The 24,974-nt window shown below is 43.2% G+C and carries 19 protein-coding genes and 1 tRNA gene; 8 read left to right on the top strand and 12 right to left on the bottom strand.

Annotated elements, in window-relative coordinates; genetic code table 11:
- Positions 1 to 10: 10 nt before the first annotated feature.
- The gene (locus M0Q51_05955; GenBank protein ID MCK9399522.1) at positions 11 to 907 is read right to left on the bottom strand and encodes a T9SS type A sorting domain-containing protein; all 897 of its coding nucleotides are present in this window, start codon (positions 905 to 907) and stop codon (positions 11 to 13) included.
- A gap of 770 nt (positions 908 to 1,677) precedes the next feature.
- Here M0Q51_05955 and M0Q51_05950 point away from each other — a divergent pair.
- The 4 genes from M0Q51_05950 (at position 1,678) to nadB (ending at position 7,680) form a co-directional block, all read left to right on the top strand.
- The gene (locus M0Q51_05950; protein ID MCK9399521.1) at positions 1,678 to 1,845 is read left to right on the top strand and encodes a 4Fe-4S binding protein; all 168 of its coding nucleotides are present in this window, start codon (positions 1,678 to 1,680) and stop codon (positions 1,843 to 1,845) included.
- A 99-nt stretch (positions 1,846 to 1,944) separates the two neighbouring features.
- Entirely contained in the window at positions 1,945 to 4,800 is a 2,856-nt protein-coding gene (locus M0Q51_05945) for a 2-oxoglutarate dehydrogenase E1 component (protein MCK9399520.1), read from the top strand.
- Positions 4,801 to 4,814: 14 nt separating this feature from the next.
- Positions 4,815 to 6,038, top strand: coding sequence for a 2-oxoglutarate dehydrogenase complex dihydrolipoyllysine-residue succinyltransferase (gene odhB, locus M0Q51_05940; GenBank protein MCK9399519.1), 1,224 nt, complete (start codon positions 4,815 to 4,817; stop codon positions 6,036 to 6,038).
- A 31-nt stretch (positions 6,039 to 6,069) separates the two neighbouring features.
- Positions 6,070 to 7,680 carry an L-aspartate oxidase gene (gene nadB / locus M0Q51_05935; GenBank protein ID MCK9399518.1) on the top strand — a complete coding sequence of 537 codons (1,611 nt, stop codon included), beginning with the start codon at positions 6,070 to 6,072 and terminating at the stop codon, positions 7,678 to 7,680.
- 66 nt (positions 7,681 to 7,746) lie between these two features.
- On the opposite strand, the gene M0Q51_05930 is transcribed toward nadB, so the two are convergent.
- The 9 genes from M0Q51_05930 to rsgA all read right to left on the bottom strand — a co-directional run bounded on the left by M0Q51_05930 (position 7,747) and on the right by rsgA (position 17,490).
- On the bottom strand, positions 7,747 to 8,262 hold the full coding sequence (locus tag M0Q51_05930; GenBank protein ID MCK9399517.1) for an OmpH family outer membrane protein: 516 nt from the start codon (positions 8,260 to 8,262) through the stop codon (positions 7,747 to 7,749).
- Between the two features lie 58 nt (positions 8,263 to 8,320).
- A complete protein-coding gene (locus M0Q51_05925) occupies positions 8,321 to 9,061 on the bottom strand; it encodes an OmpH family outer membrane protein (protein ID MCK9399516.1) in 741 nt (246 codons plus the stop codon).
- A 77-nt stretch (positions 9,062 to 9,138) separates the two neighbouring features.
- Entirely contained in the window at positions 9,139 to 11,808 is a 2,670-nt protein-coding gene (locus M0Q51_05920) for a BamA/TamA family outer membrane protein (GenBank protein ID MCK9399515.1), read from the bottom strand.
- An 11-nt stretch (positions 11,809 to 11,819) separates the two neighbouring features.
- A complete protein-coding gene (locus M0Q51_05915; protein ID MCK9399514.1) occupies positions 11,820 to 12,575 on the bottom strand; it encodes an isoprenyl transferase in 756 nt (251 codons plus the stop codon).
- Positions 12,576 to 12,610: 35 nt separating this feature from the next.
- Positions 12,611 to 13,414 (bottom strand): DUF6089 family protein, encoded by an 804-nt coding sequence (locus tag M0Q51_05910; GenBank protein MCK9399513.1) that lies wholly within the window; start codon positions 13,412 to 13,414, stop codon positions 12,611 to 12,613.
- 54 nt (positions 13,415 to 13,468) lie between these two features.
- Positions 13,469 to 14,347, bottom strand: a complete 879-nt coding sequence (locus tag M0Q51_05905) for an NAD kinase (GenBank protein MCK9399512.1) — start codon at positions 14,345 to 14,347, stop codon at positions 13,469 to 13,471.
- Positions 14,348 to 14,411: 64 nt separating this feature from the next.
- Positions 14,412 to 15,719 carry a hypothetical protein gene (locus M0Q51_05900; protein MCK9399511.1) on the bottom strand — a complete coding sequence of 436 codons (1,308 nt, stop codon included), beginning with the start codon at positions 15,717 to 15,719 and terminating at the stop codon, positions 14,412 to 14,414.
- 159 nt (positions 15,720 to 15,878) lie between these two features.
- The gene (locus M0Q51_05895) at positions 15,879 to 16,541 is read right to left on the bottom strand and encodes a CBS domain-containing protein (protein ID MCK9399510.1); all 663 of its coding nucleotides are present in this window, start codon (positions 16,539 to 16,541) and stop codon (positions 15,879 to 15,881) included.
- A gap of 16 nt (positions 16,542 to 16,557) precedes the next feature.
- Positions 16,558 to 17,490, bottom strand: coding sequence for a ribosome small subunit-dependent GTPase A (rsgA, locus tag M0Q51_05890; protein ID MCK9399509.1), 933 nt, complete (start codon positions 17,488 to 17,490; stop codon positions 16,558 to 16,560).
- Between the two features lie 67 nt (positions 17,491 to 17,557).
- On the opposite strand from rsgA, the gene M0Q51_05885 reads away from it, so the two are divergent.
- Positions 17,558 to 18,241: a PrsW family glutamic-type intramembrane protease gene (locus tag M0Q51_05885; GenBank protein MCK9399508.1), complete on the top strand. Its 684-nt coding sequence runs from the start codon at positions 17,558 to 17,560 to the stop codon at positions 18,239 to 18,241.
- A 3-nt stretch (positions 18,242 to 18,244) separates the two neighbouring features.
- Here the strand turns inward: M0Q51_05885 and dprA are convergent, their stop codons facing one another.
- A complete protein-coding gene (gene dprA, locus M0Q51_05880) occupies positions 18,245 to 19,351 on the bottom strand; it encodes a DNA-processing protein DprA (protein MCK9399507.1) in 1,107 nt (368 codons plus the stop codon).
- 51 nt (positions 19,352 to 19,402) lie between these two features.
- Here dprA and M0Q51_05875 point away from each other — a divergent pair, with 51 nt between their 5' ends.
- Together M0Q51_05875 and lgt are read left to right on the top strand one after the other, a co-directional pair.
- Entirely contained in the window at positions 19,403 to 20,515 is a 1,113-nt protein-coding gene (locus M0Q51_05875) for a hypothetical protein (protein MCK9399506.1), read from the top strand.
- A gap of 87 nt (positions 20,516 to 20,602) precedes the next feature.
- The gene (gene lgt / locus M0Q51_05870) at positions 20,603 to 21,433 is read left to right on the top strand and encodes a prolipoprotein diacylglyceryl transferase (protein MCK9399505.1); all 831 of its coding nucleotides are present in this window, start codon (positions 20,603 to 20,605) and stop codon (positions 21,431 to 21,433) included.
- Here the strand turns inward: lgt and M0Q51_05865 are convergent.
- Positions 21,420 to 24,494, bottom strand: coding sequence for a DUF2723 domain-containing protein (locus M0Q51_05865; GenBank protein ID MCK9399504.1), 3,075 nt, complete (start codon positions 24,492 to 24,494; stop codon positions 21,420 to 21,422). The two genes, lgt and M0Q51_05865, sit on opposite strands and share 14 nt — an antisense overlap.
- Positions 24,495 to 24,635: 141 nt before the next feature.
- Between M0Q51_05865 and M0Q51_05860 the strand changes: the two genes are divergently transcribed.
- A tRNA-Gln gene (locus M0Q51_05860) sits at positions 24,636 to 24,708 on the top strand.
- Positions 24,709 to 24,974 lie beyond the last annotated feature (266 nt).

The following is a 24,974-nucleotide window of genomic DNA, read 5'->3' as shown; positions in this document are numbered from 1 at the left end:
AGCACTTTAATCAATAAGTACAAATTATTTTCTTTGTGAATAATATATTTCGGTCGGAAATCAATTTCAGATAGTAATATCCTTGATTTCTTAATTTAATGACCTCATTTTCTTTAAAAATGTCACCCGATTGTATACATTCTCCTATGTAATTATAAAGACTGTAGTGCCAAACATACCTGCTGGAGTTATGTGGCTGGATTGTAAAGCTTCCTCTGCAAGGATTTGGATAAATCACGAAATTTGAATTTATAGAGTTATCATCAACTTGCACATAATAAACAGAACACTCTTCATCAGAACCTACACAGTAATCGATCAATTCTGAGTAGTAATAATTTATTTCCTTTGTAACAGGCATAATTGGATTCTCAAATAATCCTGCAAGGTGACCGACACCCTCTATAAAATCAATAGTATGTGATGCTGTAAAATTTCTTCTGAGCTTGCCAAAATAAAATGTTGTATCCACACTATATACAATTGAATATTGTATCGGATTAGTAAAACATATCAATAAGGTGTCTCCAAGTTGACAAGAAAAATCATATAATCGGAATTCAGAATTTATTGTATCACATCCTCCGGAAGATTCGTAAAATTGAATGGCGTAAACTAGTTTATTTTCAACGTTCTCCCTCATAACACCGAACAAATATTGAGTATCTATTACATTGGAATTATAGTCTTGAAAATGACGCTTAAAGACTTTTTTATATTGATAACCATTTATTAAAGTATCTCCTCGTAGCAACCAGCCGAACATTTCAGTAGGATCAGACTCATAGTAATAAGCGACCCGCCATTGTGCATTTTCAATGACAAGGCTATCATATTGCTGAGATTTTACGGAGATACTAAGGGATAGAATAAAAAATCCAACTAAAGAAAGAGTTAATTTCATCATTAGAAAAGTTATTTAATTTTAGCATTTAGTGCATGGCATTTTATTTCAGAATCATGGACATTAATGTTTACAACTAAAATGAAATGATGATCACAATTTTTAAAAATCCGTAATGTAACATTTCTAAAACAGAATCCCTGACGAAGAAAAATAACTTGTTTTCGGAGGGTGGATTAACGATTACAATATACAAAAATTTTCACTAAAATCAAGGGGGATTTGATAAATAAATTCAATTTAGATGGGTTCTAAATAATTTTTATTGTGATGACGTTATTTATGCAATTAATTGAATTTGTTTTGGCTTGTTTAAGTTTCCCTGTATGTTTCCCCAAAGTTCGGCCATTTTAAAGCCTAATTAAAAAATTCAGATAATAGCCAGCTTCGGTTTTCAGCCCCTATCCCTATCCCTAACCCTTTCCCCATCCGGGGAAAGGGAATATTTAAGAAACTCCAAGTCTCTTATGTTAAATCCAGGATCAAATAATTCAGATAATAGCCAGCTTCGGGGAGCAGCAAAAAAGCCCGCGGCGAAAGCCGGCGGGCTTTTTTGATATTCGAAAGCACGATACGATCTAACGATATTCGAAGTAATATTCGATGGGACATTGTTCATTACTTCGAATATCGAGTATCGTCACCTCTTTATTTCGTTATTTCAATATCCGTTGGAATAAATTTAATTTTTCATGATGAAAATTAGATGATAACCATGAAAAAACTACTTTTGTATTTAGCATTAAATAACAAACATTTTAAATAATTGCAATATGGCTTATAAAATAACTGATGACTGTACAGCTTGTGGCACCTGCATCGATGAGTGCCCTGTTGAAGCTATTTCGGAAGGTGATATCTATGTGATTGATCCTGATATCTGCACCGACTGTGGTTCCTGTGCAGACGTCTGCCCGGTAGATGCTATCGAACCGGCATAAAAAATCTATAGGTAAAAGAAAGGCTGTCCGGAAAAGGGCAGCCTTTTTTATTGGCCGTCATTTTGTATCTTTGCCGATGCTTTTGTTAAATAGCTTTTTATGGATAGGTTTTCATATCTGCATGCTGCTGACCCGGCCATTGTGGAAGAACAATACAGGAAATTCCTGGAAGACCCGGTATCCGTGGATGAAAGCTGGAGGCAGTTCTTTGATGGATTTGAATTTGCCCTGAAACATTATCCTGTTCGCAAAAAAAGCGAAGAAACCGTCTATCCGTCTGAATTTAAAGTCATTAACCTTATAAATGGGTATCGGCAGCGGGGCCACTTATTTACACGGACCAATCCGGTCAGAACGCGCAGGAAATATACTCCCACACTTGACCTGGAAAATTTCGGGTTAACCCAGGATGATCTCCTGAAATCATTCGAAGCAGGCCATGAGATCGGGATCGGTAAAGCCTCATTGAAAGAGATATTGGATCATCTTCAACAGACTTACTGCCAATCGGTTGGCGCAGAATTTTTCTATATCCGCAATCCTGAAGTCCGTCTCTGGCTGCAAAACAAGATGGAACAGTCGAAGAACACCTACCCTTTTACACTGGATGACAGGAAATATATCTACCGCGATTTGGCAAGAGCTGTTATGTTTGAAAAATTTATCCATAAAAAATTCCCCGGTCAGAAGCGTTTTTCCCTTGAAGGGGCCGAAGCGCTTATTCCTGCTTTGGACGCCATTATGGAAAAAGGATCGCAACTGGGCACGGATGAATTTGTGATCGGTATACCGCACAGGGGCAGGTTAAATGTACTGGCCAATATCCTGAAAAAACCCTTCAGGGAAATTTTCAATGAATTCAAAGGCATGAAATATGACGATGAAACCCTTCTCGGGGATGTTAAATATCATCTCGGATTCACAGTGGAACGGCTGACAACCCTTGGCAAACGCGTAAAAATGACGCTGTCCCCCAATCCATCACACCTTGAAGCCGTCTATCCGGTTGTCGAAGGGATAGTCAGGGCCCGCGCCGACAAGGACTATAAAGGTGATTTTAACCGCATCGCTGCTATCCTTATCCATGGCGATGCATCAATTGCAGGACAGGGAGTGGTCTATGAAGTGATCCAGATGTCGCAGCTCCCGGGTTATAAAACCGGAGGGACCGTACACTTTGTTGTTAACAATCAGATTGGTTTTACCACCAACTACCTGGATGCAAGGTCCAGCACATACTGCACTGACGTGGCCAAGGTCGTTCAATCACCGGTTTTTCATGTCAATGGTGATGACGTTGAAGCGCTGATCGCCACTATTCAGATTGCCATGGAGTTCAGGGCAAAATTCCAGCGGGATGTTTTTATTGACATTCTCTGTTACAGGAAGTACGGCCATAATGAAGGTGATGAACCCCGGTTTACGCAACCCATCCTCTATAATATTATCGAAAAGCATCCGAGCCCGATGGAGATCTATAAACAGCAATTGCTTGAAAAGGGGCTGCTTGAACGATCATTTTTTAATGAAGTCGATGTCAGGATCCAGGATAATCTCGAAAAAGACCTGGAGGAATCGAAAAAGATTGAAAAAGCTCATATCAGCTCATTTCTTAGCCATGTATGGAAAGACATCCGGAAAGCCATACCCCGGGACTTTGAAGCATCACCTGACACTTCCGTCGACCTTGAAAAGCTCAAGATGATCGGTCGCCGGATTGCCCATGTGCCTAAAGGTGAAAACTATTTTCGTAAATTGGTTAAGCTCCAGGAAACGCGCATGGAGATGATCGAAATTACGGGAATGCTTGACTGGGCAATGGGAGAACTGATGGCCTACGGCACTTTGCTGGAAGAAGGGTTCCGGGTTCGTATCAGCGGCCAGGACTCCATCAGAGGGACTTTTTCGCACCGGCATGCTGTTTTAAAAATTGAAGATTCCGAGAAAGAGTATTACCCTCTGAATCATTTAAGTGACACCCAGGCCCGTTTCGAAATATACAACTCCCCTCTTTCAGAATATGGCGTGCTGGGATTTGATTATGGTTATTCTCTGGCATCACCTGATACATTGACCATCTGGGAGGCCCAGTTTGGTGATTTTGCCAATGCAGCCCAGATCATATTCGACCAGTTCCTTTGCAGTGCAGAAGACAAATGGAATGTAATGAACGACCTGGTCATTTACCTTCCCCATGGATTTGAAGGACAAGGGCCGGAACATTCCAGCGCAAGGATCGAGCGATTTTTAATCCTGAGCGCTGAATACAACATGCAGGTGGCTAATATCACCACCCCGGCTAATTTTTTCCATTTGATCCGCCGGCAATTGCACCGTGAATTCAGGAAACCGCTTATCGTTTTCACTCCCAAGAGCCTGCTGCGCCATCCCCGGTGCGTATCACCGCTTTCAGATCTGTCAACAGGAGGATTCCGTGAATTAATTGATGATCCTGCGGCTGAACCTGATCTGATTAATAAGTTAGTTTTCTGCACCGGGAAAGTATATTATGACCTATTGGAAGAAAAAGAGAAGATCCATGCAAATGATACGGCCATCATCCGGATAGAGCAACTGCATCCTTTTCCCCTGAACCAGGTCAGGAAGATCATGGCAAAATATCATCAATCAACTGATACTTTATGGACACAGGAAGAACCTGCCAATATGGGGGCATGGACATTTATCCAGCAACAGATGCAGGAGTTCACAACAAGATTGATCGCCCGACCTTCCAGTGGAAGCCCGGCAACCGGTTCGCACGAGTTCCATGAAATCAGGCAGCGTAAGATCATTGAAAAGACTTTCAGCAGTTGCGACTGCCCGAAAGTTGCGGAAGAATGCCGGATGATCTGCATTGGGAATCGCTGGAAGACCTTTGAGAACCAATTGTTAAAAACTGGGGTGCCTATCACCAGCAAGTCTGTTTCCGCAATTAAAAAACTTGAAAGCTAATATCTTATCTTAAAATGATCATAGAGGTAAAAGTTCCCAGCCCGGGTGAGTCGATCAACGAAGTCCAGTTAGCTAACTGGATGGTTGAAGACGGCTCCTTTGTTGAAAAAGATCAGGAAATCGCCGAGATCGATTCGGATAAAGCCACGCTCAGCATCAGCGCTGAACAGTCGGGAGTTATTCGCATCCTCATCAGCAAGGGCGAGAGCATAGCAGTAGGATCAGTCGTTGCAAGGATTGAAACTGACGGAAAAGCACCCTCTGAAAAGCCCATGAAAGTAGCAACTTCGAAAAAGCCTGTTTCAAAGGATGAGGATCCTTCAATCAAGCTCCATCTTTCTCCATTGGCAAAAAAGCTTCTTGAAACGAACCTGGTCAGCGAGGAGGATTTTATCGAATTTATCAGGCATTACCGTTTTTCAAAGAATGATGTCTCTTTTATCCTTGAGGAGAAAGACAAGGTTAAACCCGCCCAATTACCTGCACAACCAGAAAGCCGGGGTGGAAGCCGGGATACAGAGCGCAAGAAAATGACCACTTTGCGCCTGAAGCTTGCTGAACGCCTGGTATCCGTAAAGAATGAAACTGCCATGCTCACAACTTTCAATGAAGTGAACATGACCCCTGTCATGAAAATACGCCAACAGTATAAAGATTCTTTTAAAGAGAAGCATGGAGTATCCCTGGGGTTCATGTCGTTCTTCACGAAGGCCATCACCGAAGCTTTGCAGCATTTTCCGCAAGTCAATGCACAAATTGACGGGGATGAGATTGTTTTCCACAATTATGCCGATATAGGCATAGCAGTGAGTACGCCGAAAGGCTTGATGGTACCTGTTCTGAGGAATGCCGAGCAAATGTCGCTGGCTGAAATTGAACTGAAAATAAAGGAACTGGCAACCCGAGCACGGGATAACAAGATCAGCCTTGATGATATGAAAGGCGGCACCTTTACGATTACGAACGGCGGGGTTTTCGGATCCATGTTATCCACTCCGATTCTCAATCCGCCGCAAAGCGCCATCCTGGGCATGCATAATATTGTCGACAGGCCCATAGCAGTCTACGGGCAGGTAGAGATCCACCCCATCATGTACGTGGCTCTATCCTATGATCACAGGGTCATAGATGGCAGGGAGTCAGTCAGTTTCCTGGTAAAAGTCAAGGAGATGCTGGAGAATCCTGCAAAGATGCTGTTCGGTGGAAATGATCCGATCGTTGCATTGCTTGGGCTTTAGGAAATTGTTAAATTGTTAAATTGTTAAATTGTTGAGAAAAACTGTCGATTTTCTGGTCATTGGTTCCGGTATAGCCGGTTTGAGTTATGCACTGAAAGTCGCAGACCACGGGAAAGTCTGTATCATCACCAAAGCCAGTGCTGATGAAACTGCAACGAAGTATGCCCAGGGGGGTATTGCAGCCGTGATGTACACACCGGACACTTATGCCAAGCATATCCTCGATACGATCAATGCCGGTGATGACCTGAGCAATCCTGAAATCGTCCGGATTGCCATAACAGAATCAACTGAAAGAGTCAGGGAACTGGTAGAATGGGGAGTCGAGTTTGACAAGAAAGAATCAGGCCGTTTCGATTTGCATAAGGAAGGCGGTCACTCCGAATTCCGTGTACTTCATCACAAGGATCAGACCGGGGCTGAGATAGAGCGCGCTTTGCTGAGTAAAGTTAAAAGCCACCCGAACATCGAAATTCTTGAAAATCATTATACCGTGGATATCATCACCCAGCACCACCTGGGAATTGATGTCAACAGGAGGACACCGGATATCACCTGCTATGGGGCCTACGTGTTAAGTCCTGGTACCAGGGAAATCCATACCATTTTATCACGTATGACTCTCCTGGCAACCGGCGGTGCAGGAATGGTCTATGGTCACACAACCAATCCTGAAATCGCCACGGGGGACGGTATTGCCATGGTTTATCGGGCGAAAGGGGTTGTTGAGAATATGGAATTTATCCAGTTTCATCCCACGACCCTTTATAATCCCGATGAAAAGCCTTCATTCCTGATCACAGAAGCCCTTAGGGGTTTTGGCGCCATCCTGAAAACCAGGAATGAGAAGGAGTTTATGAATAAATATGATCCCAGGGGTTCACTGGCCCCGCGCGATATTGTTGCCCGTGCAATTGATAATGAGATGAAACTTTCGGGTGATGATTACGTTTGCCTGGATTGCCGCCATCTGGATTCAAATGAACTTATCAAACATTTTCCTACTATCTATGCCAAGTGTCTGAGCCTCGGTATTAATATCACTAAAGAGATGATCCCCGTAGTTCCGGGTGCTCATTACACCTGCGGGGGTATCAAGGTAGATGAATATGCACGGAGCAGCATCCTCAACTTATACGCTACCGGAGAATGCGCTTCCACGGGTCTCCATGGGGCTAACAGGCTCGCGTCCAACTCACTTCTCGAGTCAGCTGTTTTCTCACATCGGGCTGCGCTTGATTCAGTTAAAAGAGTGTCAGACATTCCTGTAAGAAATGATGTCCCTGACTGGAATGCTGAAGGGATGATCCTGAACGAAGAAATGGTTCTGATCACACAGAGTCTGAAAGAGGTCCAGGCCATCATGACCAGCTATGTCGGGATTGTGCGGTCCGATTTGCGTTTGATGCGGGCTTTTGAAAGGCTTCAGATCATTTACCGGGAAACGGAAGATCTGTACAACAAGTCGATTCTGACAGTTAAGCTATGTGAGTTAAGAAATATCATCAATATCGGTTACCTGATCATCAAGATGGCTTTAGCCAGGAAGGAAAGCCGCGGACTGCATTACTCGATTGATTATCCAAACCCCAAAGTAAAGGAACATGATGTTCATCAGGGAAACGGCCTCACGGATTATTAATTCATTGGAATCAAAAAACCGCTCCGGGTATTGCCTTAAGCGGTTTTCAACAATAATATCCTGGTATTATTTTAATCCAAGTTTAACTTTTACCAACGGCAGGATATTTTCACCCTTTTCATAAAACAATACAGCGCCGGTTCCAACATCGAAAATGTAGGTATAACCGTTTTCTTTCGCAACGGCTGTAATGGCGCCTTTTGCTTTATCCAGCAATGGCTGCAGCAAAGTAACCTGTTTTTCCTGTAAATCAGTATCGGCTTGTTGCTGGAAAGTCTGTATCCGCGTTTCAAGGTCTGCAAGTTCCTTTTCTTTTGTCTGACGGATAATGTCAGACATGGTACGGGAATTAGTCTGGTAATCCTGAACTTTGGTCTGATATTCAGCATACATGGTTTGAAGCTGTGTTTCCAGAGATTTTCCATAGTCCTGAAGGACTTTCTGAATAGAGTCTTTACCCGGCATCATTTCGAGCAGTGCATTGGAATCAATATAACCCAATTTAGCATTCACCTGGCTGTATCCAGTGCACATTAATGCACATAACATGATCACCAGGACTGGTCTTAAGAATTTTTCCATTTTTTTGTGATTAATAATTTAAGAGTCGGCAAAGATAGGGAAATTTATGAAATGGTCATTATTTAGGCTTTTTTTCACCGGGAGGCGGCATGGGGGGATTGCTGCCGGCATTTGGATTCACGCCTGTATTACCCTTATCGCCAGTTCCTGTGCTACCCTGGCCTGGCCTTTGCTGAGGCACCATTTGACCGGGTGTTGGCTGGCCGGTAGTACCTTTTCCTGACGCCGCCTGGCTAGCTCCCAGCTGGACCGAAGGCCTTGTTCTGCTTTCTCTCCTGACCGTCTGCATTACAGTACCGATTTCATCCAGCACATCATCGCTTATATCAAATTTTGCATCAGCAAAAAGCAGGGCAGCTCCGGAAGCTTTATCAAAAATGAATGCATAATTGCGGGTAACGGCCATATCCTGAATAGCATTGAACAATTTCTCCTGTATAGGCTGAACCAGTTCAATTCTCTTCTTAAACAGATCACCATCCTTACCAAATCGCTTTTTCTGCAGATCCTTGGCCTCCTTCTCCTTTTGGATGATCTCATTCTCTCTTTGTTTCTTGAGGTCTTCCGGCAACAAAATTGACTCGGCCTGATAATCCCGGTATAATTTATCGATCTCCTGGAACTTGCCTTCAATTTCTTTTTGCCATTCAGCTGACAAGTCATCCAGTAAAGCTTGTGCATCCGTATATTCAGGTATATTATTCAGAATATAATCGGTATCGACAAACGCATACTTCTGGCCAAAACCGGGAAGAAAGGCCATCACAAGAAGTGAACAAATAATAATGATCTTTTTCATATTTTGTCCTCCAAATAAATTTAGTTTAAATACTTTGTTATTTAGTACAATAAACCTGCCATTTTTCTGCTGAATAATTAATCGATAGATGAATTAATAGAAAAATGAAATTGTGATCCATTCGCAGAAGGGATGCCGCGGACCGGATCGAATCCATAGCCCCAGTCGAGCCCCAATAAACCAAACATGGGCAGGAAAACCCTAACGCCAAAGCCGGCCGAGCGGTATATGGCAAAGGGATTAAAATCGGCAAATCCAAGCCAGGAATTACCTCCTTCCACGAATGCCAGGGCAAAGATGGTTGCACTGGGGTTGAGTGAGAGGGGATAACGCAGTTCAAGCGTGTACTTGGTAAAGATGGTGCCCCCGATATTTTTATTCAGATAATAATCCGGGGTAATGGATTCATTGCGATAACCTCTCATGCCAATGATTTCCCGGCCATCAAGATTGTTATAACCTGACAGGCCGTCGCCTCCAAGGTAAAAGCGTTCAAATGGCGTTATGCCGATGTCCTGGTTGTACAGGCCCAGGAATCCAAACTTTGCACGGGTCATGATCACTGCTTTGCTGAAAATTTCAGTATAGAAGGTGGCGTTCACTTTCCACTTATGGTATTCTATCCATTTATATTTTTCCTCGGGTTCCATGATTGAGTAATCCTTATCATTGAAAAGGGAATAAGGCGGAGTCAGCTCAAGGGACACTGAAACATCAGATCCGGATGTAGGATAAATGGGTTGGCTGATAGAGCTTCTGCCAAAGATGATATTATAATTATAATTATTATATGTACCTGTCCCGGATCCAAAAACAAAGATCTGGGAATACTGATAAAGATCATAGCGTTGCAGCGTAATGGCCTGATAAAGGGTAAAAAAGTCATCGGGCCAGGTTAGCCTCTTTCCTAAACCGAGTGTCAATCCATTGATTACAAACTCGGATCTGAGCGGGTCCTTTTTTGATTTACCGTTGGAATAAAGAGAATGCCAATATGTTACGCTAAAAGCATTGGGTTTTTTGCCTCCCAGCCAAGGCTCTGTGAAGGAGGCGCTATAACTCAGATATCCTTTTCCATAAGATTGTAACCTGAGGCTTAGCTTCTGGCCATCTCCAGCGGGCACTGGTTTCCAGGCTCCTTGAGCAAAAATTTTACGTATTGAAAAGTTATTGAATGATAAGCCCAGGGTCCCGATAATCCTGCCATAGCCCCAACCGCCGCTCAACTCGATCTGATCGGATGACGTTTCTTCCACTTTATACGTAATATCAACAGTACCATCTGCTGCATTCGGTAAAATATCAGGGACGATCTTCTCCGGGTCAAAATACCGGAGCTGTGCCAGTTCACGGGTAGTCCTGATAATGTCAGTGCGGCTGAACAATTGACCCGGCCTGGTGCGCAGCTCTCGAATCACGACGTGGTCATTTGTTTTAGTATTCCCACTAATGGATACTTTATTAATCCGGGCTTGTTTTCCCTCCCGGATACGAATCTCAATATCGATAGAATCATTTTCAACTTTAACTTCGACGGGATCGGCAGCAAAGAATAAATAGCCATCATCAAGATATAAAGCACTGACATCCTGCTCATTGGGATTAAATGACAGGTTAGTTTCCAGTATTTCCCTGTTATACAAATCGCCTTTTTTTATCTTAAGTACGTTATTCAATTGTTCTGCCGTATATTTCGTATTTCCGACCCAGGTAATATTCCTGAAATAGTACTGCGGCCCTTCATCTATATATAAATCAAGGCTAAGTGTCTTATCCTCGTTACGATATAGCGAATCCCTTGATATAACAGCATCCCTGTAACCCATGTTGTTATATTTTGCGATAACCTTCATCAGGTCTTCGTCATACTTATCTTGTATAAACCTTGAAGGTTTAAAAATCCGGATTTTCACCGTTCGGTTGAGGTGTGCCATGGTAGAATCGACTACCCCCTGTGTGTTTAACCGGAAAATTTCCTGCAGGTCATAGAGAATGGTCAGTTCAATATCCTGCAGTGGGTTAAATTTCCCCATTTCCTTAGTTTCTTTCAGGGTATTTTTAATTTTCTGGGTATTAAATTCTTTATTACCATAAACATGGATCTTCTTGATTTTGACCCTGCTATTTTTTTGGATGTCGATATCCAGGATAACATTGTTAGCCCGCGTTGTATCCGCCGTCTGTTTAATATCTACTTCCGTGTCAAGAAATCCCTTATCGCGAAAATGTTCTTTGATCCTGTGTTTAGTATTCATCAATAAACTTTCAGTAATGACATCTCCCCGCGTAATTTTAATCTTTTCACGAAGATTATCAGCTTCTGTTTTATTGATCCCTTTCAGGGAGAACCTTGATAAGCGGGGTCTTTCTTTCAGGCGCATTTCCAGGAACACATTTTCTCCCTGGACATCAGTAATATAAATACCAATATTTTCAAAGAGGCCCTGGTCCCATAGTTTTTTAATTGCTTTGGAAATTTCCTCGCCGGGAATGGTCACTTTCTCTCCAACGTTTAAACCGGCCAGCATCACCAGGACATTTTTATCGAGGTATTCTGCTCCTGAGACAGTAATTCCTCCTATTACGTATTCAACGGGTCGGGTATAATCAACTAAGGTGCCGTCCCCTAAAGAAACCTGGGAAAGAGCCTGATTTGGGCTCATAAGAAATGAAATCAGGGCGAGTGAAATCAGCCCGCAAATTCGCAGATATTTCCAGCATGACGGAAAACTAATTCCCCTCATCATTCTTACCATTTTCATCCATTATGATTTTCCGTGATCTGATCACTCGTTTTGCCAAACCGCCTTTCACGGTGCTGGTAATTGTAAACTGCTTCGTAAAGGTCCTCTTTTCTGAAATCAGGCCAATATTTATTACAAAAAAATAACTCCGAATAGGCAATTTGCCATAACAAAAAATTACTTACCCGGTATTCACCGCTGGTTCGGATCAGCAATTCCGGTTCCGGTAGGGGATAAGAAGGGAGCCGGGTGGTAAATAAATCAGAAGTAATATCTTCGTCAGTAATGCGATGATGAGCCAGATCCCGGGCAATACTTTTCACGGCCTCAAGGATTTCCCACCTCGAGCTGTAACTAAGCGCCAGGGTGAGTGTCATCCGGTCATTGCCGGATGTATCATTCATAGTCTGGATAAGTTGTCTGTGAATGCTTTCCGGAAGAGCTTCAAGGTTGCCAATGGCATGAAGGCGGATCCTATTTTTATTCAATGTCTTGGTTTCCTTATTAATTGTCTGGAGGAGCAAATGCATCAGGGCATCTATTTCAAATTTCGGTCTTTTCCAGTTTTCAGTAGAGAAAGCGTACAATGTAAGATATTTGATACCGATTTCAGCGGCAGATTCAGCAGCTTCCCTGACAGCCGTAACGCCCTGTTTATGACCGAAAGTCCTGGGCTTGCCCCTCGCTTTAGCCCACCGCCCGTTACCATCCATTATTATGGCCACGTGATTGGGCAAGTTGTTCAGATCCAGTTGTTCTTTAAAGCTCATTACATTCTTGTGCCTGCTTCTTATATGCCATCTGGCTAGTTTGGTGTAGACCTCAGTTGATCAAGGCATTTCTTGTTGCCAAAAAGACGGAATTTATAGGTCAGCGAAATACCGGTAAAATTATACCAATCGTTCGTTGTCGGATTTCCTCTTTCCTGCCTGGCTGTATGCAGAAATGTTGGATCAGACAAGACCTCTTCAGGTTGACTTACATCGATTTGTGAACCATCAAGATAATAAGTCGTACTTACGTCATCCAGGTAATCTGTGAACGTTTTCCTCAAACCCCACTCCGCTGAAAGACATAATCGGCTGTTAATACTATACTTGGCACCTATTCCGAAAGGTACACTGAAAGTAAATAACTTATATGGTTTACGGCCATCAAATCCAACATTCTGACCTTCGGTTCCGATACTTCTTAAATCTACCCCGTCAGCCGTAGGCTTGAAAAAAAACACTCCAATACCGCCAAAGATACAGGGCGTTATGGTATTCCGCCTGCTCCCGGTGAAGTAATCGAAAAAGTTGAATTCAGCAGTAATGGAAATATCAGTTATCCTTGATTCAAATTTAAGGCCGCGTAAATCATTGGTACGGCCCATCCGGTCATCTCCTTTGACTTTGCCCCTGAATGCACTGGCCTTGATCACCCATCTTGAGTCAAGCTTATACCGGGCAAGAACACCATAGGCTGGTTTAGGAGCGAGAAAATGGATGCCCGGGTTCAAATCGCCAAGGTAATAAGATAAACCTCCAAACAGACCCACTTCCATGGTTTGTGGTAAGGCTGTCATTCCAATTAGGGCAAAAGCGAAAGTTAAAAAACGTTTCTTCATTTTTTCATGCAGGACGCAAAAGTACCAAATATTTTAAAAGATTTAACGCCAGGATCAGTTTCGGGCATCCAAACCCCATTTAAGCTTTTCCCTGATCGTCATAAAAAAGTCCTTTCCTTTCATCTGAACAATATTGACTTTAAAATCTGCTTTTTCAACAATCAGTTCAAAGTTTGAGTAAATGATGGCCCTCCTGGAATCGAGGCTGACGAGGAATTGCTCTTCCCTCGCTTCCACGATAATCCTGATCTTTGATTTGTCAGGTATAACGACCGGCCTGACGGTTAAATTGTGCGGGGCAATTGGGGTCAGCACAAAATTCTCGGAACCGGGTGTCAATATTGGGCCTCCGCTACTGAGGGAGTAGGCAGTAGAGCCTGTAGGAGTGGCAATAATTAACCCGTCAGCCCAGTATGAATTCAGGAACATACCATCGATGTATACATGCAGCACGATCAGGGATGCGGTATCTCTCCGGGTTATGGTCAGTTCGTTCAACGCATAATTCATTTCACCGAAAAGATCTTTTGGTTGGCTTAGCCTCACGAGGGTACGTGAATCGATCTGGTAATCCCGGGCAAGGACTTTATCAATGGCAGGCAGTATTTCATCTTTTGCAATACTTGAAAGGAATCCAAGCCGTCCGATATTAATCCCCATTATGGGAATTCCTGAATCTCTGACCATTGATAAAGCATCAAGGATCGTCCCGTCGCCGCCAATAGAGAAAAGAAAGTCAACTTTTCCTTCAATATCCTGATAATCAACGAAAAAATTGACTTCTGAAGGAAACTCAACCTTATCTTGTAACATTTCAAAAAAAGGCTTATAAATGATCAACCGGCAATTTTTTAAGATCAGTTTATCGACAACGCGTTGCACATACTTCAGGTTTTCCAGGGAAACCGCTCTTCCGAAAATGGCTATCACCATAGCAATCGAATTTAGTTAACAAGTACACAAAAATAGCTAATATATGGTCATTCTTAGCTGATCATCAAATTGGCGCCATGAAATGCAGGAAAATACCGGTTTCATTTTTGAAGTTCACGGAAAATTCGAGCCTGATTACAACATCATAATAAGTAACAAAATCAAGGCCGGTACCGTAGCCGAACAGCAAAGTGTTTTGCAGATCATTGGTCTCCCGGCCGAAATCCTGGTTATAAACCCCATACCCCCCATCAATAAATACGTTCAGGTATAAAGCATAAAAGATCTTTCCAAACTTTTCAGTCTTGATAAAGCTGATATCCTTAACCTGATTGGGGATCAGGGCAAATTTGATATTATTCCTGAGTATGACGAAATGCTGGGCATCGACGAGGTAATACTCATAAGAACGGATAACATCACGATCGTATCCGATACCCCGCATAATGAAATATGGCTGTATGCCGGCGGATATTTTCCCGTTGAGACCGGTTGCAAAATAAACCCTGGGATGTAATTCCCAGAATTTCCTGTAAGTTGCCAGCAGATGGAATGTATTTAAAGTATTATGATTGAAAGTCCACAAGCCATGTTTTATAATCTCGAAGTCAAAATAATAGCCTTTTAGCGGATATGATTTGAAATCGCGATGATCGCTTTTAAAAAAGTACCTGAAGGAGATATATTTCAATTCACTCGCTCCATCTGATGTAAAATGTTCGTTTTCTTTTAAAAGGCTGTCAGAAAAATGATGCTGGTCATACCTGAGTTCCAGCATATGTGTATTATAAATATTCCGCCTGACCAGGAATTGGCCATAAGCATAGTAATCCTGCCGGGCAAATCCTTCCGGGTTTTTGAAAAACTGCTGTTTATTGTTAACAGTTTGGAAAGCCGTTTCCTTTTGTCTCGCAAAACCAAAGCCAAAACCAATGCCCAGGGTTTTCTTTTTATTCAGGTAAGGTATAAGATATTGAAGATTGATGACCCGGTTATAGCCCCACTGAAGTCTCAGGATAAGGTGTTCTTTTCGTCCCCTGAAATTTTGCCAGTCCACATAGAAGCCATAGCTTAACCTGCTTAAATCTTTGGTTTCCCACCAAACATTGAAGTTACGGTCGGAAAGCTTCAGGATCGGAGTAGGCCAGATATACCAACGTTCAATGACTTTCACATTAATAATTACATGAACGCTGTCAGGGATAGGGTAAGATTTGTTCAGCTCAACGAAATTAAAGAGCAAAGTATTCAGCAGGTTCTCCCTTGAACGGGAGATAAGGGAATCAAGCCAGTCAAGGCGCAGTGAATCGCCCGCATTGAAAATGATTTCGCGAAGGATGACCTGATCCCTTGTTATTTTATTACCTGTCAAGACAATGGAATCTATCCGGCAAAAATTTTTCCCCGTATTAGGGATTATCTTATCTGACTGTGCAAAGGAATTTGATCCAAATGTGATAAGGATAACAAGACATATTGCCTTCAGGACGCCTTTGTATATTATCAGGTTAGAATTCAATGAAGGCGGCTTTCAAATGCTCAGGTAATTCATCAGGGCATCATATCGTTCCTTCAGGTCATCCAGGTCGTCTTTTTCTGCAAAAGTCGCTTTTATGGTATAATTATACCGTTGAAAGGTCTGAATGACAGGATTCAGATCAATATCATTAATCTTCAAAGTGAGGTCGATCAAAGTAGAATCGGGATGGGTAGTAAAGAAAGCGCCAATTATCCGTGCATTGTTGGACTCGATGATTTGGGAGATTTCAGCCATGGAATAATTATTTTCAGCCACTTCAAGTACAATCAGGCCGCCGGGGTTCAACACAGAAATGTTCATGGTAAGATACTTTAACAGGTTTGGCAGGGTGATCACGCCGGTATAGGAATTTCGCTGGTCAACGACGGGTAGGAGCGATAATTTCATTTCCGTTATCATCTTCATCGCATCAAAAACATGCTGGTGATCAGAAATGAATGCATGGGGCAATGAAAGTTTAACATTACCGACAGGGTCATGGAGGTCAAGATGATTGACCAGGTCAAATTCGGCCACCACGCCAAGCAATTCCCTTTCATTCACCACAGGCATGTGATTGACCCTGTTCTCCTCCATGGCATTCAAAGCGAAGGAACAGGTATCGGAAGTTTTCAGCGGTAATATATCGTCGGAAGCTATTTCTTTCGCTATCATATTCGTAATTTTTATACTAATTCCATTTTTCCTCGTTCCAGTCTCTGCCGTAAAAAATGCTAAGGTAATTATTATACCTGGAAGGATGTATCCTTCCCTCTTCCAAAGCTTTTATGACCTCGCAGTCCGGTTCATGCGAATGGGTGCAGTTACTGTAACGGCAAAGATGCATCAACGCCCGCATTTCGGGGAAACGTTCAGCGACTTCCTTCTTATCGAAATGTGTCAGGCCAAATTCTTTAATCCCAGGGGTATCGATGATATAACCACCGAAAGACAGCGAATGCATCTCCGGAAATGTCGTCGCATGTTGTCCTTTTAAATGATAGGAAGATATTTCCTTGATCTTTATATTGAGACCTGGCTGCAAAGCATTGATAATGGTGGATTTACCGACACCGGAATGCCCGGAGACCAGACTGACCTTGTCTTTTAAAACGGCCCTGAGACTTTCCAATCCTTCCCTGGTCTTAGCAGACACCCTCAGGCAGGGGTAACCGGCATCAAGATAAATTTTTTCCGTCTCTTCAAGCCAGGGGATCAATTCTTCAGTATAAAGGTCTGTTTTGTTAAACAGGATGATGGCAGGAATATGATAAGCTTCGGAGGTAACCAATACCCTGTCGATGAAGCCGGTGGATGTCCTCGGAAAGGCAAGGGTGGCAACCAGTATGAGCTGGTCAATGTTAGCAGCAATAATGTGTGATTCTTTGGAAAGGTTTGTCGCCTTCCGGATAATATAATTTTGTCGTTCGAGAATCCTTATAATTGTCCCGATGGTCATATCTGCCTCCATTTCAACTTCCACCCGGTCACCAACAGCGACCGGATTGGTCGTACGAATGCCTTTTAACCGGAAGTTTCCTTTAAGCTTGCAAGGCACCGACATCCCACTTTCTGTCGATACTGTGTGCCAACTGCCCGTTGAGCGCGTTACAATTCCTATCAAATTATAAAAATAATTTGTAAAATTACAAACTATTATTAATTTTGATTCACTAATCCACTATCAGCTTATGGAATACTTAAAGTTCACCTCGTTTATCATAGCGCCGCTAATCGCTGTTCTCATTTATATATATCTCAGGTATAAGTTCAAGCGGTTTTCTTATTCACTGCTTTTCAAATCCTTCCTGTGGGGAATGATAAGTATCTTGCTTGTATTGGCGATGCAGGTTTTTGCATCCTATTTTGGGCTTGATAACCTGAGTAATATCCGGAGGGTGTTATTTTATGCCCTGGTAATCATGGCATTTTTTGCTGAATTGGGAAAATTTTTCTTCCTCAAAGGATTCGTTTACACGAAGCCGGAGTTCAAAACACCTGTCGATGGCATCATTTTCGCCGTGATGATCTCTATGGGTTTCGCGACGATGAACAATATTCTGTATTTCATCAATATCCCCAACCTGAATGTTAATTTAGCCAATGCATTCACGGCCGGACCCGCCAATGTCATCTTCGGAGTCATGATGGGCTTTTTCATTGGATTGGGAAAATTAAGGAAGATGCGTTTCATTGATTCAATGACCGGACTAGCTGCTGCTGTATTTTTCCACGCCCTGTATGATTTTTGCCTTTTAACCAAAGATTACAGACTGCTGTGGGCATTTTTTATCGGCTCGTCTATCGTTGCCATTTCCCTTTGTATTGCAGGACTGCGCATCCACCAGGATGCGAAAGCCCAGGAAGGATTCTAAGCCTCAACCGTTGATCTTATATCTTTTCCCGGGAAGGCTCCTGATCAACCCTTCAAATTCGAACTTCAGTAAGATGGCTGCCACCTTACTGGCTGTCATGCCTGAATTCAGGTAGATCTCATCGATATCGGCTTCTTTTCTGACTTCAAGGATTTCGAAAATTTTCTTTTCCTGTTCATCCAGCTCGGTAAACAATTTCTGCTGAATATGCACCAAATGGGGCGACTGGTCCCAACCCATCATGAAACAAATATCAGCGGCGCCATGGATCAGCGCAGCCTTATTGGTTTTAATCAACTGGTTGCAACCGCCTGATTTTGGATCTGTCGCCCGCCCGGGAAGAGCAAAAACATCGCGGCTGTAAGAATTAGCGATATCTGCCGTTATCAGAGCCCCTCCTTTCTGAGCCGATTCAATCACCAGTGTCGCATCAGCCATACCTGCAATGATCCTGTTGCGCCGGGGAAAATAATCACGGTTCAGGCTGGTTTGACTAAGGAACTCTGTCAATAAGCCACCATTTTCGATCATTTTTTCCGCCAGTGGACGGTTGACAAAAGGATAGATCTGGTCAAGTCCATGAGCCAGAACCCCTATGGTAGGCAGGCAGGCCGCCAACGAAGCCCGATGGGCCATCGTGTCAACGCCATAAGCTAATCCGCTCACGATTAGAACCCCCTGTTCAGAAAAATCCTGTATGATCTGTTCACACATAGCTTTGCCATATTCCGTTGGCATACGGGTACCGACGATACTCAATATCCTTTTCTGGCTCAGGTTAGCCTTGCCCTTGAAATATAACATCATAGGCCCGTCTTCACAATGTTTCAGCCTGTCGGGATAGTCAGGCTCCAGATAGAAAAGAGGGGCAATCTGGTATTGCCTGATAAAATCCATTTCTTTTTCGGCCCTTGTGAAAATATCCTTTTTATGTAAGGAATGAGCCATGACTTCCCCTATTCCCGGAATTTTAAGAAGGTTTTTCTTCTTTTCCCTGAATATGGCTTCCACACCGTTACAATAGGCAATAAGTTTTTTCCCCTGTAAATCGCCAATCCCGGGAACCAGCGTCAGGGCAATCTGATAAATCAATGATTCATTCAAAGGCATAAAAATTAGGTTTTTCTTTATTAATACCTTTGTTTAACAAAATATACCCGGTTGGTTAAAAATTTTCCCAGGATTTTATTCTGCCCGCTCGATTGGGGCATTGGTCATGCCACTCGCTGTATACCTGTTATCAGGCATTTACTTCAGAAAAAGTATGAAGTTGTCATCGCTGCAGACGGCAGGCCTCTGGACTTCCTCAGGGAGTATTTCCCAAACCTGGAGTTTATCCGCCTGCCTGGTTTCAGGGTGTCCTATCCTGCAGGAAATAAAATGGCCATGAAGATGGCAACTCAATCTCCTGTCATCCTGTGTGAGATATACAAAGAGCATCGGCGTATAAAGAAAATTATCAGGGATTACCAGGTTGATGTAGTCATTTCAGACAACCGATTCGGAATATGGTCGAAAAAAGCCTGGTCGGTTTACATGACTCACCAGTTATTGATCAAAGCCCCGGAGACGATGAAATGGGCAGAGCCATGGTTATACAAAGCACACCAATGGTTTATCAGTCACTATGATGAATGCTGGGTACCTGATATACCTGGCGGAACAAATCTTTCAGGTGATTTAAGCCATCACCATCCTCTGCCCAAAAATGGCCATTTTATAGGGATCCTTTCGCGCTTTGAAAACGCTATCAGGCCGATTAAACCTGCTGATGACAATAAGGCGCCGGAACTGCTCATTATGCTTTCAGGACCTGAACCGCAGCGAACTATTTTCGAGAATTTTATTTTAAATGACTTGGCCCTTCATCCTCAAAAAAATGTTATTATTCTCCAGGGCATTCCGGGTAAATTGCATCAGTTTTCTCCTCTTCCCGGAGTGGTAATCTTTAACCATTTGCCCGATAAAGAGATAGTCGAATTTATCGGTCGTGCCAGGGTGATCATCTGCCGCCCCGGCTATTCGACCATTATGGACCTGGTAACGCTTGGCAGAAATGCCATTCTTGTGCCTACTCCAGGGCAGACCGAGCAGGAGTACCTGGCCAGGCACCTGTCAACAGACGGATTATTTTACTGGATGGAACAGGAAAGATTCAGGGTCAGCCTGGCTTTACAAGCCGGTCAGAAGTTGCCAAAATCTATTGATTTCCAAAACAACCGGTCATTATTGGAAACCAGGATCAACGGGTTTCATCTTAAAATTCAAACTTAATCATGACGAATCTTTATTATTTTTACCGGTAACATCCGGAATTCCTATTTTTGGCCTGACATTAACATTATCCAGAAAAGATAAAATATGATCCTGACAACCATCACCTGGACTGCCGATCCTGAAATCTTCCGGGCAGGGAATTTTGCTATCCGCTGGTACGGGGTTTTATTCGCCCTCGGCTTTGCTATCGGCTATTTTATCATGCTGAAATTTTTTAAAAAAGAAAAAATACCGGTAAAGCTGCTGGACCAGCTGACTACATATATGGTCATTGCAACAGTGATTGGCGCGAGGCTCGGGCATTGTTTGTTTTATGAACCTGCCTATTACCTCAGCAGGCCGGTTGAGATCCTGAAAGTCTGGGAAGGCGGGCTTGCCAGTCATGGTGCGGCAATCGGGATCTTACTTGCGGTCTTTATCTTTGCCCGTAAAAATAAGGTATCGTATTGGTGGGCGATGGACAGGATTGTTATAGTTACGGCACTGGCAGGATTTTTCATCCGGATGGGCAACCTGATGAATTCGGAAATATTCGGCAGGCCAACTTCTCTTCCCTGGGGGTTTATTTATGCAAACGCCAGCAACCCTTCGCAGAGGCTTCAGCCTCGTCATCCGAGCCAGATATATGAGGGCCTCGCATACCTATTGATCTTCGTAATACTGATGCAGTTATATTACAGGAAGAATGGAAAACCCAGGGAAGGTTCATTGATAAGCCTCTTTTTGATATTGGTATTCACGGCCAGGTTTTTCATTGAATTCCTGAAAGAGCCCCAGGTCGGATTTGAAGAGGGTATGGCACTTAACCTGGGCCAGTGGCTGAGTATCCCCTTTGTCCTGGCGGGCTCTGCGGGTTTATACCTTATTTTCAGGAAGAAGGACCAGCGTTCAAGAGAGAAAGTTATTCACCCCTGAAAGCAGTGACCGCATCTTCGGCCCTGGTTGCAAGGTCATCCTGGCCATTTGCTTTGGCCATCTGGCTGAGGTTCCTCATGACACGCATGTTTCTATCGATGGCATCCATGTAATATTTTTTCACGAAACTGGCTTTCAGAGTCTTGTAATACCTCAGATCGTCACTGAAAATTTCAATCAGCCTGGAAACGATAGCATTGCCTTTTTCAATTTCACCTGCATTATAATAAACATCTGCAAAAGGGATCATCATCAGATCATAGGGGATCTTGCTATCAGGAAAAAAATACTGGCATGTATCCAGAAGTTTTACCGCTTTTTCTTTCTCACCGCGCATTACAAAGGTCTCTGCCGCCCTGAGGTAATTTTGCCTGGGAAGCCGGCTGTTGCGGCTACTCTCCCGGTCAACGGTCACATTCGGGTCATTCAGGTTCCCCCATCTGCAATTGGTGAAAATTTCGTAGGTTTTGTCGGGATTGACGCCTCCAATACCCTGGTAATAATTATCGGCTTTGACAGGCATAAATTTATATACCATTCCTTCCTGGTGCATGTACTGGTCGATGCCCAGGATATTAGTAAGACTGGAAGGATTAGCGGTATAAATCGATCTTTCCCAATTAATTGAAGCAATAAAGTCCAATACCGCGAGGTCGTTTTTAAATAATGCGTTCTGCTTGATCTCCCATTCAATATAAGGTACGATCTTATCAGCCATCTCTCTTGGCACAATGCCGTTTTCGATGCATTTCCTGGCATCGACGGTCAATCTCACCTTTCGTGAAGGAAAGTAATTTATCTTTTTCCCTCCTGATACCGAGATTTTGGACCGGTCATCATCCAAAGCGACAAAACCAATCAACTCGGATAGTTCAGTGTATTTATCTTCGAGGCTTGGATGCTCATAAATCGGGATATAATTATTGATCCCGTTATCATATTGTTCCTTTTTCAGCATGAACGGCAACGGATCAGAATCGTATAGTTTTGAAAACATCTGCTGTACGTACCAATGACCGGAAGCCAGCATGTGGTTGACCACGCGGACATCAGTCCGGTAACCTTCCACCTCCTGGACATACCATAATGGAAAAGTATCGTTATCCCCGAAAGTAATCAGCACGGAATTCCGGTCGCACCCTTTCAGGTAATTGACAGCAAAGTCATGTGCCGCATACTTTCCTGACCGGTCATGGTCCTCCCATCCCTGTTGCGCCATGATCCCCGGCACCAGGATCAGGGTCGCCGCGACAACTGAACCGGCAATGACCAACTCCTGTTTTTTCAGCTTTTTCTGGAGTAATTCGATCAATCCCATGACCCCCAGGCCGATCCAGATTGCAAAAGCATAGAAGGACCCGGAATAGGCGTAGTCACGCTCACGGGGTTGAAGAGGATATTGGTTAAGGAAAATGACAATGGCGATTCCCGTCATAAGGAAGAGAAGGAAAATCACCCAGGTATCATTACGGTTCTTGCGGAGATGATAGAAAAGGCCCCCTAGGCCAAGTATGAGCGGAAGCATATAGAACTTGTTGTGAGAGGTATTTTCACGGCTGATGGGCAGGTCTGACTGGTTTCCAAGCCTTGCGTTATCCAGGAAGTTAAACCCGGTGATCCAGTTGCCGTCTTCAGGTTCGCCCTGGCTTTCTATATCATTCTGCCGCCCCGAGAAGTTCCACATAAAATAACGGAAGTACATGTGGCCCACCTGGTAGGAGAAGAAGAACCACATGTTTTCAATGAAAGTAGGCTTATATAATGTTTCCGTAGATCCATCTGATTTTTTGACAGTCACCGGCGTTCCCTTAACCTTGCCGTATTCTTTGTAATATTTGATATGCCCGCTTTTCTGGTTGCTCCACATACGGGGAAAGATAGTTTCAAAACGGGTGTCATAAACCGGGAGCGATTCTTTCCGGTCATCAGTTATGACATATTTTCCTTTAGCTTTATCTTTCACATATACCGGTGTTCCATCCTGATAATCCACAACCGGTGCATTATAATACGGGCCATAATACAGCGGGTAGGTGCCATATTGTTCGCGATTGAGATAGCTTAAAAGGCCGATGGCATCCTGAGGGTTGTTTTCATTGATAGGCGTACCGGCATTGGAACGGATAATCAGGATAAAAAATGAAGAATAGCCTATAAGCAGAAACACAAAAGCAAGGATGATGGTATTCAGGATGCTTTTGTTTTTCCTCACCGAATATAAGTGGCCCCACACAATAATGCCTATAAGCAGGGCAAAATAGATAATGGTGCCTGAATTGAAAGGCATCCCGATTGAATTGACGAAAAACAGTTCAAAAGATCCGGCCAGCTTAACGATACCCGGAATAAAGAAATACATCATTACGGCAAGGATGACAATGGAAACCAGTCCGGCCATCATCATCCCTTTATTGGTGGGTTTGTATTTCCTGAAATAGTAGACAAAAGTGATAGCGGGGATAGCCAGCAGGTTTAGCAAGTGGATCCCGATAGTCAGCCCGATTAAGAAAGCGATAAGAATAAGCCAGCGCAATGAATGCTTATCATCGGCCACTACTTCCCATTTGAGGATGGCCCAGAATGTTATCGCAGTGAATGCAGAAGACATAGCATAAACTTCACCTTCGGAAGCCGAGAACCAGAATGAATCGGAAAAAGTGAACGCCATTGCACCGACAAAGGCACTCCCAAAGAGGGTGATTACCTGGTTGAGCGAAAAACCTTCTTCGGCTTTGATCAGCTTACGTCCCAGCAGCGTAATAGTCCAGAACAGGAACAAAATGGTCAATGCACTGGAAAATGCCGACATGGAATTAATCATCATCGCTACATTGGAAGTATTCCCGAAAGCAAATAGTGAGAAGAATTTTCCAAATATCTGGAAAGTAGGTGCACCAGGAGGATGGCCTACCTGCAGCTTGTAAGCCGTGGCAATGTATTCGCCGCAATCCCACCAGCTGGCCGTCGGTTCCAGTGTTAACAGGTATACGATAAATGCGATAAGGAAGGAGGCCCATCCCAGGATGGTATTCCAGCGTTTAAAATCTTGATGTGTGATCATGTTCTCTGAATTGGAGGTGCGAATTTAGAAAGAAAAGTGAAACCCATCAACAGAATATTACTCCTTTAATAATTCTCTTAGCCAATTTTATAAAATTCAAAAAATATTTTCTATCTTTGCACGCCCAATTTGGGGACAGTTTGTCCGATAGTGTAACTGGCAACACGTCTGATTTTGGTTCAGAAGACTCCAGGTTCGAGTCCTGGTCGGACAACCGGATTAATGAAATATTTAATCTTACGGGGAGGGGACTGCGGTCCCCTTCTTTATTGTAGTGTTGAATTTTAAGTTTTGAGGTTTAAGTTGGAGACTATCCTAAAAAAATCCCGAACTTAAACCTTAACCCTTAAACCTTGAGTCCCCTCCGAAAAGTCGGGGAGACGAATTTACAATATTTTAAACATGTTTGTCTTTAATAGTTATAAACAATTGATTGTCAATAACTTAATTTAGTTTGTATGATTTTTCTTTTTATCTTTA

This window comes from Bacteroidales bacterium (genome assembly GCA_023229505.1).
Lineage (GTDB): Bacteria > Bacteroidota > Bacteroidia > Bacteroidales > JAGOPY01 > JAGOPY01.
Note: the sequence above shows the minus strand (reverse complement) of the source record. Positions and strands in the feature narration are given on the sequence as shown.